At 46.4% G+C, this 13,914-nt stretch carries 16 protein-coding genes; 5 read left to right on the forward strand and 11 right to left on the reverse strand.

The annotated features are described in order from the left end of the window. Nucleotides 1–130 precede the first annotated feature (130 nt). The gene (locus AC0TOY_RS14950; protein ID WP_157189102.1) at nucleotides 131–613 is read left to right on the forward strand and encodes a glutathione peroxidase; all 483 of its coding nucleotides are present in this window, start codon (nucleotides 131–133) and stop codon (nucleotides 611–613) included. Between the two features lie 684 nt (nucleotides 614–1,297). Here the strand turns inward: AC0TOY_RS14950 and AC0TOY_RS14955 are convergent. From AC0TOY_RS14955 to AC0TOY_RS14985, 7 genes are all read right to left on the reverse strand, one after another. Further along, a complete protein-coding gene (locus tag AC0TOY_RS14955; protein WP_473722029.1) occupies nucleotides 1,298–2,077 on the reverse strand; it encodes an alpha/beta hydrolase family protein in 780 nt (259 codons plus the stop codon). Further along, entirely contained in the window at nucleotides 2,061–2,798 is a 738-nt protein-coding gene (locus tag AC0TOY_RS14960; RefSeq protein WP_473722030.1) for a hypothetical protein, read from the reverse strand. The genes AC0TOY_RS14955 and AC0TOY_RS14960 overlap by 17 nt, the downstream gene beginning before the upstream one ends. Further along, on the reverse strand, nucleotides 2,779–3,015 hold the full coding sequence (locus tag AC0TOY_RS14965; RefSeq protein WP_090417092.1) for a hypothetical protein: 237 nt from the start codon (nucleotides 3,013–3,015) through the stop codon (nucleotides 2,779–2,781). The genes AC0TOY_RS14960 and AC0TOY_RS14965 overlap by 20 nt, the downstream gene beginning before the upstream one ends. Before the next feature lies 1 nt (nucleotide 3,016). Further along, nucleotides 3,017–4,744, reverse strand: coding sequence for an HAD-IIIC family phosphatase (locus tag AC0TOY_RS14970; RefSeq protein ID WP_473722031.1), 1,728 nt, complete (start codon nucleotides 4,742–4,744; stop codon nucleotides 3,017–3,019). A gap of 1 nt (nucleotide 4,745) precedes the next feature. Next, nucleotides 4,746–5,759, reverse strand: a complete 1,014-nt coding sequence (locus AC0TOY_RS14975) for a 3-oxoacyl-[acyl-carrier-protein] synthase III C-terminal domain-containing protein (RefSeq protein ID WP_473722032.1) — start codon at nucleotides 5,757–5,759, stop codon at nucleotides 4,746–4,748. Nucleotides 5,760–6,414: 655 nt separating this feature from the next. Next, a complete protein-coding gene (locus AC0TOY_RS14980; protein ID WP_473722033.1) occupies nucleotides 6,415–6,852 on the reverse strand; it encodes a VOC family protein in 438 nt (145 codons plus the stop codon). Nucleotides 6,853–6,934: 82 nt separating this feature from the next. After that, on the reverse strand, nucleotides 6,935–8,092 hold the full coding sequence (locus tag AC0TOY_RS14985; protein ID WP_473722034.1) for an MFS transporter: 1,158 nt from the start codon (nucleotides 8,090–8,092) through the stop codon (nucleotides 6,935–6,937). 132 nt (nucleotides 8,093–8,224) lie between these two features. Here AC0TOY_RS14985 and AC0TOY_RS14990 point away from each other — a divergent pair, with 132 nt between their 5' ends. Together AC0TOY_RS14990 and AC0TOY_RS14995 are read left to right on the forward strand one after the other, a co-directional pair. Continuing rightward, nucleotides 8,225–8,761 (forward strand): MarR family winged helix-turn-helix transcriptional regulator, encoded by a 537-nt coding sequence (locus AC0TOY_RS14990; RefSeq protein ID WP_048993110.1) that lies wholly within the window; start codon nucleotides 8,225–8,227, stop codon nucleotides 8,759–8,761. Between the two features lie 24 nt (nucleotides 8,762–8,785). After that, entirely contained in the window at nucleotides 8,786–9,709 is a 924-nt protein-coding gene (locus AC0TOY_RS14995; protein ID WP_473722035.1) for a LysR substrate-binding domain-containing protein, read from the forward strand. 47 nt (nucleotides 9,710–9,756) lie between these two features. Here AC0TOY_RS14995 and AC0TOY_RS15000 read toward each other — a convergent pair whose 3' ends face one another. Beyond that, complete coding sequence (locus AC0TOY_RS15000) at nucleotides 9,757–10,227, reverse strand: hypothetical protein (RefSeq protein WP_024908022.1); 471 nt, start codon at nucleotides 10,225–10,227, stop codon at nucleotides 9,757–9,759. Nucleotides 10,228–10,448: 221 nt separating this feature from the next. Here AC0TOY_RS15000 and AC0TOY_RS15005 point away from each other — a divergent pair, with 221 nt between their 5' ends. Further along, the gene (locus AC0TOY_RS15005; protein ID WP_473722036.1) at nucleotides 10,449–11,126 is read left to right on the forward strand and encodes a DUF1963 domain-containing protein; all 678 of its coding nucleotides are present in this window, start codon (nucleotides 10,449–10,451) and stop codon (nucleotides 11,124–11,126) included. 142 nt (nucleotides 11,127–11,268) lie between these two features. Continuing rightward, on the forward strand, nucleotides 11,269–11,745 hold the full coding sequence (locus AC0TOY_RS15010) for a WbuC family cupin fold metalloprotein (protein ID WP_014883727.1): 477 nt from the start codon (nucleotides 11,269–11,271) through the stop codon (nucleotides 11,743–11,745). A gap of 63 nt (nucleotides 11,746–11,808) precedes the next feature. Here AC0TOY_RS15010 and AC0TOY_RS15015 read toward each other — a convergent pair whose 3' ends face one another. The 3 genes from AC0TOY_RS15015 to AC0TOY_RS15025 form a co-directional block, all read right to left on the reverse strand. After that, complete coding sequence (locus AC0TOY_RS15015; RefSeq protein ID WP_473722037.1) at nucleotides 11,809–12,351, reverse strand: cysteine hydrolase family protein; 543 nt, start codon at nucleotides 12,349–12,351, stop codon at nucleotides 11,809–11,811. Nucleotides 12,352–12,635: 284 nt separating this feature from the next. Beyond that, entirely contained in the window at nucleotides 12,636–13,235 is a 600-nt protein-coding gene (locus AC0TOY_RS15020; protein WP_473722038.1) for an NAD(P)H-dependent oxidoreductase, read from the reverse strand. Nucleotides 13,236–13,309: 74 nt separating this feature from the next. Then, entirely contained in the window at nucleotides 13,310–13,903 is a 594-nt protein-coding gene (locus AC0TOY_RS15025) for a TetR/AcrR family transcriptional regulator (RefSeq protein WP_024908017.1), read from the reverse strand. Between the last annotated feature and the right edge of the window lie 11 nt (nucleotides 13,904–13,914).

A 13,914-nucleotide genomic window follows, 5' to 3' on the forward strand; every position in this document is an offset into this window, starting at 1 on the left:
GTAGCGAGTGTGGTGGTCATTGGCGCGCCAGGAATGTATCACAAATAGCCTGCGTGAATGTAAACTTTCTACACGGTGGCGGCTCGTTGATGGTTACCGTGACTTTTCGGCCTGCTTTGAGGATTTCAGTATGACTCGCTTTTATCAACTTACCGCCACCCGTCTGGATGGGCAGCTTATCTCTATGGCCGACTATGCAGGAAAGGTGGTTTTGGTCGTTAATACCGCCAGCCAGTGCGGCTTCACGCCACAGTACGGTGGCCTTGAAGCGCTATACAAGAAATACGCCGATGAAGGATTAGTCGTGCTGGGCTTCCCCTGTAACCAGTTCGGCAAACAGGAACCCGGCGGCGCCGACGAAATCTCGAAAACCTGTTACATCAACTACGGCGTGAGCTTCCCGATGTTTGAGAAAGTCGAGGTTAACGGTAACGCAGCGCATCCGCTGTTTCGTTATCTGAAAAACGAACTGCCCGGCGTGCTGGGCGAGCGGATTAAGTGGAACTTTACTAAGTTTCTAATCGGACGCGACGGTAAACCGCTCAAGCGTTTTGCACCGATGACTACGCCCGAGAAAATGGAGGGGGCAATTGTTGAGGCACTGAGGAGGTGATAGTTTGGTGCCTGGAACTATCTTACCGCGTCATATTACCCTCGTTTTGGCTTCGAGCAAGCAGTCAATTATAAACCAGCCTGGAGAAAGAGATAACAAAGTATTCTTCAGCCATATTTATTATGATTTTCATATCGTTTTGCATACACCCTTAAGCCTGTGTGCGTCAGGTGACTGACCGTATGACTATTACTGATGTTTGCTTCTCGCTCATCGCAGACCGCTCGGCACTTCAGGCGGTCCGCTACGTGCCATGGGAGAGTAAGCAGAAGCCAGCGCATTCCCGTTCATGATCGTTGCAAAATACCACTGACTCTTTATATATTTTCCCCCTGAACTGACGGTATCTCTGTGCCCGCAGACTCTTTATGTTTGCAAGGGAAAGCATTTTTTATTAAAAGGATAACATATAGTAAATGTATCCCCGCTCTTAGCATTCGAGGTACAAACCAATTGGCATTGATGGTTTTTGATATACTCCATAAAACGAACATAAAGACAACTTTGTAAAATTTTGGTGAGCCATGCTCATCAGGTAACAAAAGTAAATAAATATCATCAAAACCTTTGACTAATGCCTGCACTTCATTGGCAGAAATAACCTCATCAAATTTACTTTGCGAGTAGTAAATGGCTATGTCATTTCTAATAATGTTAATTCTTGGGAAGTGCTCGTCCAGGAAGTTATAAAGCGAGTTTTGCGAATCTTTTAAGGGATGTTTTTTGGGAAATCAAATATGCAAGTATATCTTTAGTAATTTCCGGCGACCTGTCAAAAGACTGACGGTCGTGGAAAAAATCCACAAGCGGTGTTCCTGTCATCGTTATTGATTTAATTCTTGCGTTAGTGCAGGTATCTTTTAATGCAAAATAACCACTAAAGCTTATTCCTACAACATGGCATATTTCATCATCAGCAAAACCTATCGAATCAATGATGTGCGAGAATAGATTAAGTGATTTATTATCGTAAGCTTCGCGATTTTCACCTACGCCGGGCATTTCATACAGCACTACTGAACACCCCAACTTATTGAAGGTTTTTAATGCCCGAATCCATTGTTCTTTAAGAGAGATTATTCCTCCGCAAATGATAACTGTGACTTTTGACTTTCCCTTTTTGTAATAGAAGCTTGATTTTCCATTATCTGTCTTCTTCGATTCCAGAAAGCCTGTTTCTACGTATTCTTTATGGAATAGTGAAAGATAGCGTTTATATGCTTCTTTTTGGACTGGAGTATCTGCATACGGGAATCGTGCAATATTTAAGTAACCTAATGCTTTCTCCGTTTGATTTTTCTTTAATTGTTTGTCAGCCTCCTCTGAAAACACTCTTGCCCAACCATGGGGTGAGTCGTCGGATAGCGTAGTGATTAGGGATAATGAATTAGTAAAATCCTTCCCGAGGTTTAATGTCTTAGCATGCAAAGAGACAAATTTCTTACATTCATTCAACGAATACATCTGTTTGCCCTAAATCATTTAAATGTTTAGAATAAAAGGTTTTTATCTTGTCCAGCAGATTTGAAGCTTGAATGCCATCAATAACTCGATGATCGTAGATCATGACAATATTAAACAAGCACTCATCTGCATCTAAAATTTTGGGGGATCCTAATTGAAATGTAAACGTTGAGCCTGATATAGGGATGCACAATTTTAAACTTTTTTTTCCTAAGGAGGTGACAGTAAAGCTCCTGAAAAAATCACGTTGAACGGCAGGGCGAAAGTAAAAAATGAACTTCGAAACCCATTTTGCAAAAAAATATGGCAATCTCTGTAACATCCTAATTCGTTTGGAGTCATCAAAACTGCTTATTCCTTTGCTTTTTAAATCAGATATGGCTCTGTATACTTCTAACGTAGACATATTATTTGTGTTGGTGATAACAGAAGAGTAGACTCCAGTCGAGAAACCATCGTTTTCGTATGATACGGTCAATCTCGCAGATATATCTTGTAATTCGATCAGTTTATTATCGCTTCCGTATTTAATCATGCAATTTAGATGTCGTTCCTCATCAAGAGCGTCACTAATCGACTTAATAAGGAGTGATGTGGCATATTTTGTGTATTGTCGATGGGATTTTATTTCATCGATTAATGCAACACCTCTGATGGCTTTAGCCAGCTCCAGAAAAATAAGAGTTTGCTTTCTGTTGCTATCAATTTTTTTGTATTTCATCATTTACAACCTTTAATATCTTACGCAAGGTGTTGCATTTTAATATTTTTTCAACATTTAATGTGATGCTATTTCTGAATTCCAGTTCCATTATTGTATATACAAAGGTCAATGAATCCCATTCTGCTATTTGAGTCAAATCGGTGTCAACCTGGTCATGCTTCAAATTCATGCCAGTTTTTTGATTAAGAAAATCAATAAATTCATTGGGTTCCATTTTAACTCCTTAGTATAGTGATATTTTTACATTTTTCAGAAACATCAAGATCATCAATGTCTATGCTAAATATATTATTGCTAATTTTTCCAAAGCCACATTCAGTATAAAAATTCTTGAATTTTTTATTTTTAATCGTTTCAATGAAGCTGCCGATTAGTTTAGAACAACCTTCTGCTGAAGCAAAAGAACCTATGGATTTTATGATTGCAAACTCGACCCCTCGTTCAAATGCTCTGCAACTCAAGACAATGTTTTCGATCAAACATGCGTCTGCTTCAATTTTTAGAAATGAGGCGCCAATGATCCCATAACTACCAAATCTATCACTGAATCTGAAAAGCAATATTTGTCCTGAATTTTCCGACATGTAATTTTGAACATCTGTGGTATCCATTCGCATGGTTGTCAGGTTAAACTGATTGGTACGCATAGTTAGATCAGAGGTTCTGGGGTGATTCTCTGGGGTACAATTACTGACAGATAATTCCATGGATATGTTTTTTAAAAAATCGTCTTTGGAATTATTGCTCTTATAAAACTCATCTCTTTTCATGTTATTGGCAAAGCTTTCATTCCTGAGGCGGTCTTCTAAAGTGATTGAACCTTTAATAAAAAAATCGCTATTAACTAACTTGGATATGTTTTCATCAATATTTTTAGAAAAGTGGAATGTATTAATGTTAGGTATGGCGTTGGTTACTTCCTCTAACTCAAAATCACTATCATCTACAAAAAGAACATGCTCAGGGCTTAAGTTAAGGTTTTTGCATATTTTTAAAATATTATCACTTTTATTATCCCAGTTTATCTCAGGGAACGAAAAGTCCGACCACTGAATTTCCAGCGCGTGTGTCTTTTCTGAGAAAAAGTCTTTTATTACATGAAAATCATTTTTACTGGATATTGAGAGGATAACACCTTGTCTGTGCATGCATTTCAACCACTTTTGATATTTCCTGTAAGCTCCCTGGTTATACAAGTCATTATTCTCATACTCTCCCTCAGCAGCTACACCTCCCCAAACAGTGTTATCCAGGTCTGTGATTATGCACTTTAATGATTTACCTTCGCTTAAACGAAGGTAACTTATTGATTTTTCACTAAAGAAATTGAGGTAATCTAAACTGGCTACTGTGTTGTGTTCAGAATAAATATTCTCAATGCTTTTACCTCTAAACCCTGCCATGCTTACGAGGTGTATGCTGTGCTTGCTTTCATCCCTCTTTGTAGCAAGAAACATATTGAAGTCAAAAACCAAATCGGACAGTGCGTTCCTTTCATCTAAACTTATATATTCATTTATGCACTCACTGTTTAAATAAAGAGTTGAAATTACAATGTCTATTTTATTGCAAGTCAACTCCTCTAGTATCTTCAGAGAGGCGTTAATTTCATCTTTTAATTTTGAAAGGTTCTGTCTGGCTAATGCAATGTCCTCGCAATGGCCAAACTCATCAAGATAGTAGTTTTCATCCAAAAGAATATATATATTCTGAAGGTTGTAACTCTTTAGATCTTCCTTTTTGAAATTTAGAAGGGTAAAGAAATCACTGTATTCAATATCTATAAAATCCAGAAATACACCAAGCGCTGAAGCGCCATGCTTCATGAGAGAAAGCCCAGCTTTGTGACTGAGGTTACATAAGAAAAGGCTATTTATTTTTTTCATTCCATTATAGTTTTTTGTTTTCTCTTCTCTTATTTTTTTCAATAAGTCGAGGTTCATTTTAATATTCCTTTTTTAAATATAAACCAGAAGATAACCACCGTGATGATTCGATTGATATGGCAATCCCTTCATCGCCTTCATCTGATAGATCAAAAAACTCTTTCAGTTGAAAATACAAAGCTGCATTTGCACAATTACCGATCTCATGAACAAGCGAAAGGATTTTACTCTCATGAATGTTCATGCCATTACAAATGTTATTAACCATACGTCCGGACAGCTGAGGAGGCATAAACCATCTGATGTCTCGTTTGGATGAGTATTTGTTTTTTAACTCAGTATATGTCTCATTTGTTAATTTAGGGACTAAACATTCAATTAATTTATATTCCTCTTTAAGCATAGGTTGCCCATCATCAAAATCTTTCCTTGAGCCGCTCCAGTTAGCCAGTTGGCCAATTTTTTCCTGCAATCCATTGTATTTGTAATCAATACCCTTCACATAGACAGAACCCGAAGTTCTTTCAGAGCTAACAATACAACCACCAACGCCATCACCAAACAGACAGTAGTTAACCATTTCTTTCGGTTCAACTTTAGTCTTGGTTTCATCAAATAAATTGAGGAACTTGTTTGAACATTCGACGCCAATTACTAACCCTTTATGGTGCTGGCCACTTTTGAGCATATAATCAGCCATCTTTAATGCTTGTACGGCACCAGAGCAACCACCAATGATTTGGTAGGTCTCAATATTTTTGAACCCTATCATGCTACACGCTTCATTGATGCTGGTGGGTAAAAGCAAGTCAGGAGTAGCTGTTGATACCAGAACAAAATCAATGTCCCTCATTCCATTATCATTTAACGAAATAAGCTTTTGCATCATTAAGTGTATTAAATCGGTGCACGATGCTGTGTTCTCTCCCGTTTTTAGATTGGTTGAGAAGTGACGCCCATAGTTCCCAAATAATTTTTCTATTAACTGAGGTTTGAAGTTTAATCTACTCCCAAGCTCTTCATTGTTGATATTACATCCTGGTAAGTACGTATCAATATACGATATATGCATCATCCATTCCTCATCTATATATGGCGTTAAAAAGTAATACTCTTGATTAAAAAAAATGTAAAGCATTAAAAAAATTTATATTTAGCTAACTAAATATTCCATTGTGAAACTTATATAATGAAATGAAAAGGGATTGTTAATTATATGTGGCGACAGATTTCCTGCTCGTGCTCAATTAAGAAAAACTTCCGCTATTAAATAGTTAGTTAGTAATGTAATTCATCACACATCTTACTGTGTTATATTTAGCTTTAACAACTTGTTGAAAGAGTGCAGAAACCTGCCGGTTGAATGAGTTATAAATACAATTTGTCGGAAATGATTGCAAAACCAGATGTTAACTTTTTAACAGGCTTTAGCCATTGCGAGGTGCAAGCTTTTTATAAGCAGAGGGTGAGTTAGCGTTATAACTAACAAATGTAGTTACGATAGATTTAACATCAGCAATACAATATTAAACCCGAACGATCTCCGCGCGGATTGAACAATAAGAGTCAATTCCTAAATTTTTATAGATAATCCGGATGGTTCGAAAACAGGTGAGAGCTTATTTAATATTAAGAAAAAACCGCTATATTTAGCGGTTCATTGCCTGGTCCACGCGCGCTCAAAGCAGACATTGCCCTTATGCAAGTCTGCTTCGCGCTATAAGACATTATCCCCGCAACCACGGCGTAATCGTCAGCCCGGTAAGCAAGCCTTCCGGGCTGAGCAGGCGAGTGACGGTTTGCCCCCACGGTTCCATACGGTTAGCCACCAGTAACCGATAGCCTTTTCCACTCAGAATACGGGTAGCAGAATCGAGATCCTGTACTTCGTATTCAACCCATCCCTGCGGTATCGGGTGCTCTGCGGGCCACTGTTCTTCGCCAAAACATGACATAGCCGCCTGTGCGAGCGGCCAGACGGCAAAATGCTTCACGCCTGCCAGCTGGCCCTCTTCAGTGAGCAGATAATCGGTATTCCCCTCCATCGGCTTCAGAGGAAGGCCGAGTGTCTGGACATAAAACGCGGTGCTGGACTCCGTATCCCGAGAAATTGGCCCGAACCCGGCGACAAACAAGACATCCATTCCCGCTAACGTCTGCGACATATCTACTCCTGCGTGAGGTGAAATTCACCCTGAATTTATATTACGACTGGCTGAAATACGACTCTCAATTCTGGTATCGCATTCATCGTGCCTGCACGCCCACGACGGGTTTAAAATTCAACGCGATGACGATCAGCAGCACGACTCCCGCACTCATGATCAGCCATGCGCTGGTCAGCGAGACCGAACTGTCGCGAACGATCCCCGCAATTAACGGCATAAGCGCGGCGATCATGTATCCACCTCCCTGAACTTTTGATAGTAACTTCCCGGCCTGCGCGGGCGTTCGCGCATGATCGAACGTAACGATGAGCGACAGCGGGAAGAGGGCGCCGATCCCGGTCCCAAGCAGCAACGTGGATAATACCGGCGTTGTACCCGGCGCAAAGACCAGACACAGGAGTCCCGCCAGCAGCAGCAACAATACGGCGATCAGCGGCACGCGACGGTCGGGGAATTTACCGATCAGCGCGGAGACGGCAAACCCTGCGACAACCTCGGTTAACGTCAGCCAGGCCAGCATGTAGCCGCTGCTGCGTGCGGACCATCCCGCCTGAATATAAAGCGGGGGCAGCCAGGCCAATACCAGCGTATAGGCTCCCGTTCCCACGCCGAAAAAGAGCAACAGCAGTGCCGTACGGGAGGAGGAGAGCGTAACGGTTTCGGGGGCTGTTTTTTCCCCCTGAGGATGCTTTACCAGGGTTAACCACAGTATCAGCGACAGCAGCGCTAACAGCCCGGCCATTGCCAGCGCGGGCTTCAGCGTCAGCCATGAAAACAACGGCTCGGCGCTGGCGGCGGCGACTGCCGCACCGGCCATAATGCCCGTGCTGAATAGCGACATTATCGTGCTGGCCGTTTGCGTATATTCCTTTTTTATCAGGGCAGGCATTAAGGCCTGGATCGTGCCGATACTGGCCCCGCCCAGTAACGCGGTGCCCATAAGACTCTCCGGTGAGGCGCTAAAACCGCGTAATAAACAGGCCACAAGCAGGATGAAGAGCCCGAGCATAATTCCCCGTACGGCACCAACTCTGGCTAAAAGGCTGGGTCCACACAGGGCGGCCAGTCCCATCATCGCGACCGGCAGGGTGGTCAGCAGGCTAAATTGCGTAGCCGTTAGCCCCGCTTCGCGCTGCAGCACGGAAAACAACGGTCCGACAGAGGCTAGAATGGGGCGCAGGTTCAGCCCGACGATAAAAGCGATAACGGCGAAGAGTAAAGGCGATGTGCGTTTCAACAGGAGATCCTTTTCGGTTGTGAATGGCCGGGCAAATTGCCACAAGCATTTATCTTAACGTTAAGATAAAATGTGTTTTTGCGTAAGATGTACCGCACAACAGGATAAATACCCACGCCATCAGGGGTGAAAATGAAAGACCATGTAGACTTCGTTGTCGGCCAGTGGAACCGTGCCATGCCGGAACTGGACGCCTCATCGATGAAAATTTTTGGCCGAATGCTCCGGCTGATGAAGCATTTGGGAAAAGAATGGGCGGAGGCGATGGCGCAGTTTGGTTTTCGCGAGGGGGAGTTTGACGTGCTCGCCACGCTGCGCCGCGCCGGTGAGCCGTACTGCCTTTCCCCCACACAGCTGTATAAATCGCTGTTGATCACCTCAGGGGCGATGACGAACCGGCTCAGCCATCTCGAAAAGCAAGGGCTTATCAGGCGAATTGCCGATCCGGATGACAAGCGCAGTACCCTCGTAAGCCTGACGGCACACGGGCAGGAGCGTATCGAACAGGCGCTGATCGTGCACACACAGACGCAAAATGCGCTGCTGAGCAACTTGTCTGACGCGCAGCGCGCGCAGCTTGAGTCCCTGCTGAGGGAGCTGCTGCTGACGTTTCCGTCCGAGGACCTGGGCGACAAGTCACCGAGTGCCGATAATACAAAAACTGCATAGTTAAACCTCACAGAAAGGGAATGTATGTCTTTACCGCCACTGTATGCGCTGCGCGCGTTCGAAGTTGCCGCAAGGCTGAACTCCTTCAGCAAAGCGGCTGAAACACTCCATATCACGCCGGGGGCGGTCAGCAGGCATGTCCAGACGCTGGAAATGTGGTTCGATTGCGAATTGTTTAAACGACAGGGGCCGAGAGTGGAGGTCAGCGATGCCGGACGTATTCTGGCCGGGCAGCTTAGCGAAAGTTTCTCGAATATTGAGTGGGCCTGTCGTGCATTCAAAAGTGAAAACCACCTTCTGCGCCTTAAAGCACCCAGCTCGCTGACGATGCGATGGCTTCTGGATGTGCTTAAATCCTTCCGCGAGAACCACGCGAAGCCGAAAATCGAAATTGCCAGCGTCTGGATGGACTTCGACACGGTTGATTTCAGTCGTGAGCCTTACGATTGTGCGATCCTCCTCGGTAACGGCTATTTCGGCGAGTCAACAGAAAGCAGGCTGCTGTTCAGCGAATGGCTTATTCCCGTTTGCACTCCGTCTTTGCTGGAGTCTGCCCGGCATACGCTTCCAGATTGCGATCTTATTCATCCGTCACCGGACAGACGGGACTGGAAGCGCTGGCTGAAAAGGACGGGCTTATTCCCCGGCCTCGACATGAGCGGCGGAATCGTGTTCGACACCCTGGAGCAGGGAAGCCTTGCGGCCATGCACGGACACGGCGTGGCGATGGCCGATCTCCGGCTCACGCTCGACGCGTTGAAAAGCGGCCTGCTCGGGCTGCCCTTCAGGGAGGCGATAGCAACAGGGGACGGTTACTACCTTGTCTGGCCCAAAAATTCGCTCAGAGGACAGAGTATTGAACGGCTGCTGGCGTGGCTTAACCTTAACGCGCCGGTGGTGCCTTCTTTGGATATCGTCTGTCTTGATTACAATGAAAAGCGGGTTTAATAAATAGCGGAATATTTATTATGGGGTATCCCGCATATTGAACGTATTTATGCGTAGGGAATATTCGCCATCTTTTTATATCTTTCCGGCAGGGCGCTGTTCAGGTTAAGTAATTTATCGAGAATATAAAGCGCAGGCGTCCCTTTTGCACGTTCAGCATCGATCAGCGCAGTGCGTAACAGATTGGCTGCCGAGGTCATGGCACGGAAATACTCCTCGGATTCACGCGTCTGAGCTTCGCCTGACGCGGCGTAATGCACCTTTGGCCACTGCGCAAAGTCAAGCAGCGGAAGGATCCCATCCTCTTTTGGTAAATGCGCTGAGAGCAACTCTTCGGCGTTACCCGGATTGCTTTGGGCGAAAGAGAGGAGGTGCAGTCGGTGGATGAAAGGTGAAAGCGCTTCTGAGCTTTCTTTTTCTGTTGAAAGTAACGTTATCAACTCATGCACATTTGCTTGGGCGCTAAATTTATGAGGCGAGATAATGTTCATTACATGGAATAAAACATCGAGTGTCATAGGTGCTCCATACAGGCTTGGTATTATTTATTTTTTCTATCCCAGGGATGAATGGATGGTATTTCAGGGGCGTCACTTTTGAAAAACGATAAATAGTGGGAATCAATGTGAGTTTTACTCAACATAGGGTTTAATATCCTATGCGTTTCTTAGAGCCTGATGATTACCTTACAATGAGTGGTAAAACTTCTACGCAGAAAGAGTCTACAAAGCGAGCAAACATGAAATTCGAGAGTGCATCAGTTTTAGAAGAACTCCGGACCAAACTAAGACCCGCATCGGTCGCGCAGGTAGGTGGGTTCCGGCCGTCTGAAGATCCCATGACATCCTGGTTTCTAAAGGGCGTTTCTCTTGCAGATGAAGGATTACCCACCTGGAAGGGCAAGCCGATGTTTCCGCTTCTTCAGATTCGGGTCGACGAGCTTCCTGTTATTCCCGACCAGTTAAAGGGGATAGCCCTTCTGGTGTTATTCCACAATTTGGAACAACATCCCTTTGACGAACCGCACGGTGAAGGATGGTTAATCCGCGAGTATGCCACCCTTGAAGGGCTTCAGTTATTGCCTGAATTGGACACGCCGTATCGCGCGTTTCCTGTTCAATGGCTGAGTGTCATTGACGATGCACCTGGATGGGAAGATGCCTGGGACATTATTGATCTCTCTTGCGTAAATGATGATGAGCAGGCCTGTGATAGTTTTTTTGAGGACTTTAATCGCTACAGGGGAACCAAGGTCGGGGGATTTCCTGCTGAGATACAACACGGTGTGGGAATCGACGATTTTGTTTTTCAGGTTGGGTCGGAAGAAAAAGTAAACTGGATGTGGGCGGATAATGGTATCGGTTACTTTCACCGGTCATCAGAAGGGGAATGGCGATTTTCATGTCAGTTCTACTGATGATCCTCCTGCCGGGAGATATGAAAGCTTATCCATGCAGCGATTTGTTTCACAAATGCCATCGCCCATCAACCGTTCAGGATGGTATAACGTCTTGCGGCAATCGGGTTGCCGTAAGATGACCCCATTCACAAAGGTGTATATGAAACAAATTACTTTCAGTGACCTGCAGCAACAAAGCGAGCAGGCTGCAAATTCTCCTCGCTTACGCGCCCATCGCAATTTACACCCTGAGCTGAGCGACCCGGTGCAGCGCCTGGCCATCGCGATGGAACCCGGTACCTATGTTCGCCCCCATCGCCACCCGCACACGTTTGAACTGCTGACGGCGCTGAGCGGTCGCTTTCTGGTGTTGAATTTTGATGACAGCGGTAACGTGACCCAGCGCGTGGTGTTAGGTGAAGACTGCAAAGTGCTGGAGATGGATGCCGGTACCTGGCATGCCGTGCTGTCGCTGGATAAGGGCGGCGTTATTTTTGAGGTAAAACACGGTGGCTACCAGCCCGTTCCTGAGCACGATACCGCCCCATGGTCACCGGCTGAGAACGCACCCGGTAGCGCGGAGCTGATGAAATGGTACGCTCAGGCGCAGGTGGGTGACGGTGGTTTTACCCTGTAATTGTGCACTCATGTCCCCGGCGCGCAAAGGCGCACCGGGGAAGAGAGAGACGAACCCGCCAGCTCAACTCGCCCTATTAAAATGCCAGCCTCTGGCAGTCGACAGCGTCACGAACGGACCTGCCAGGGTGCTGTTGTGATGGGCAATAATGTCGCTGGCGGATAAATAGTCATTATCCATTGTGGTATGCGCATCAGAAATCAATACCGTCCTGAACCCCAGCTCCGGTGCGGCCCGACAGGTCGTATCAACGCAAAACTCTGTTTTCATCCCGGCAATGACCAGCTGTTTGACACCTCGCTGATTAAGTTCTTGTAGCAATACCGTATCCCTAAAACAGCAGGGATAGCGCTTGGTGAAAACAACATCCTGCTCCTTCACGTCCAGCTCGGGTATCAGCTGTGTTAACGGCCCCTTCTCTGAGAGCGGGGAGTCGTCTGGTCCAATATGGCGGGCAAAAAAGATGGGCACCTGCGCGCGTCGCGCGTGGGTGATTAACAAACGGATATTTTCCAGAACGGCATCGGCGGAACAGGGGGAAACCGGGCCCCGGAAGAGGCCCTGCTGCATGTCGATAACCAGGAGTGCATTGTCAGACGAAACCATTTTATTTCTCCATTCAGAGGGTGGTGAACGGAGAGATATTTCCCCGGCCAGAGTGGCGGGGATTGAGGTTCTGTTTGTCAGTCGTTTGCTACAGATACACTCACGCCGCCGAAGGTTCCGGTGGTGGTGAGCGTGGTTGTTGGCTGAACTGACTGATACATGCAATGACCTTTGTTTATTTCGCTGTTAGCGTAACTATCGCGTACAGTTATAGCGCTGGTGAGAGATTCTCTTCAATACACCAACATCAGTAGGTGCAACGTTAGCATTGCGCTGGGATGATATTATTGAATACTGCCGAGCCCTTGCAGGAATTCCTCAACCTGCTCAGGCGTCGCCGTATCTGCCTGGTAAAGGATATCGATCTTAACGTTCTTCAACCCGCAGAAGCCAAATACACCTTCGATAATCTGCGTCTGAATCGCCGTCGAATAGCCGTGTTTATCAAATCCGGTGAGATCGCTGCCGCCAGTGGCAATCAGGCGGACGGGAACATCCCGTAAGTTGCCCACAATCCGTCCGTCGTCGGCCACCTTATACGCCCAGTTCAGGGTTAATACGCGATCGAACCAGCCTTTCAACAGCGCGGGGACCGACCACCAGTACACGGGGAAGACAAACACCAGCATATCCGCTCGCTCGACGCGCTGCTGCTCGCGCAGAATATCGTCGGGAAGGGCGCTCGGATCGCCGTGATACAAATCAAGGTCGGCGCGAGACATGGCCGGATTAAACCCTTCAGCATGCAGATCGGCGATTTCAACCTGCGTACCTTGCTCGCGTAATTTTCCGGCAATATGGGTTGCCAGCGAATGGGATAATGAATTGTCGACAGGGTGAGCCGTCACGATCAGTGCGTTATTAATGGCTGGTATAGCAGACATAGCGACCTCAGAATGGGGGAGAAGTGATACCTATATTACTATTGGTAACTTAGGTGTCAATCCGCCCCCGACGATCATTTTGTGCTATTCGCGTAGGTCTCCAGCACGCCGGTCATGGCGCCGCTGAGCATATCTTCCGCAATATTTCGGGCGAGTACGCCGTTGCCCGCCGCGGTGCTGAGCGCGTCCGCCGCGCCAATGATGGCCGTCAGTACCGCTTCCCCCTGAACGCCTTTTAAGACGATAAAAGGGGAAAGCGCGGTACGCAGGCAGTCGGCACATTCGGCCACGCATGCCTCACGAAACGTCTGCAACGCGTGGGAACCGGACAGCGCAGCCGCGATTGGCCCGGTTTCAGGCCCGGCAGTAATGGCACAGTCGATATAGGCGGCACTGAAAAAGCGGATCGTCTTTTCCAGCGTTTTGCTGTCGACCGCCAGCGTCTCACGGAATTTCGCCAGCTGCCGATCGCTATAATCCTGGTACAGCGCCATCAGCAACCCTTCACGATCGCCAAAGTGGTCATAGGGGATAGGCTTGGTCACGTTGGCCCGCTCGGCCAGGTAGCCAAGCGTCAAGGCCTCCGTGCCTTGCTGGCGAACGATTCCGCGTGCAACCTCGAGCAGCTGCACGCGGCGGTCCTCTTTTCTTAAGCGCTTAACAACCATACTTTCCTCAA

It is taken from the genome of Enterobacter sp. PL_is379, assembly GCF_055817355.1.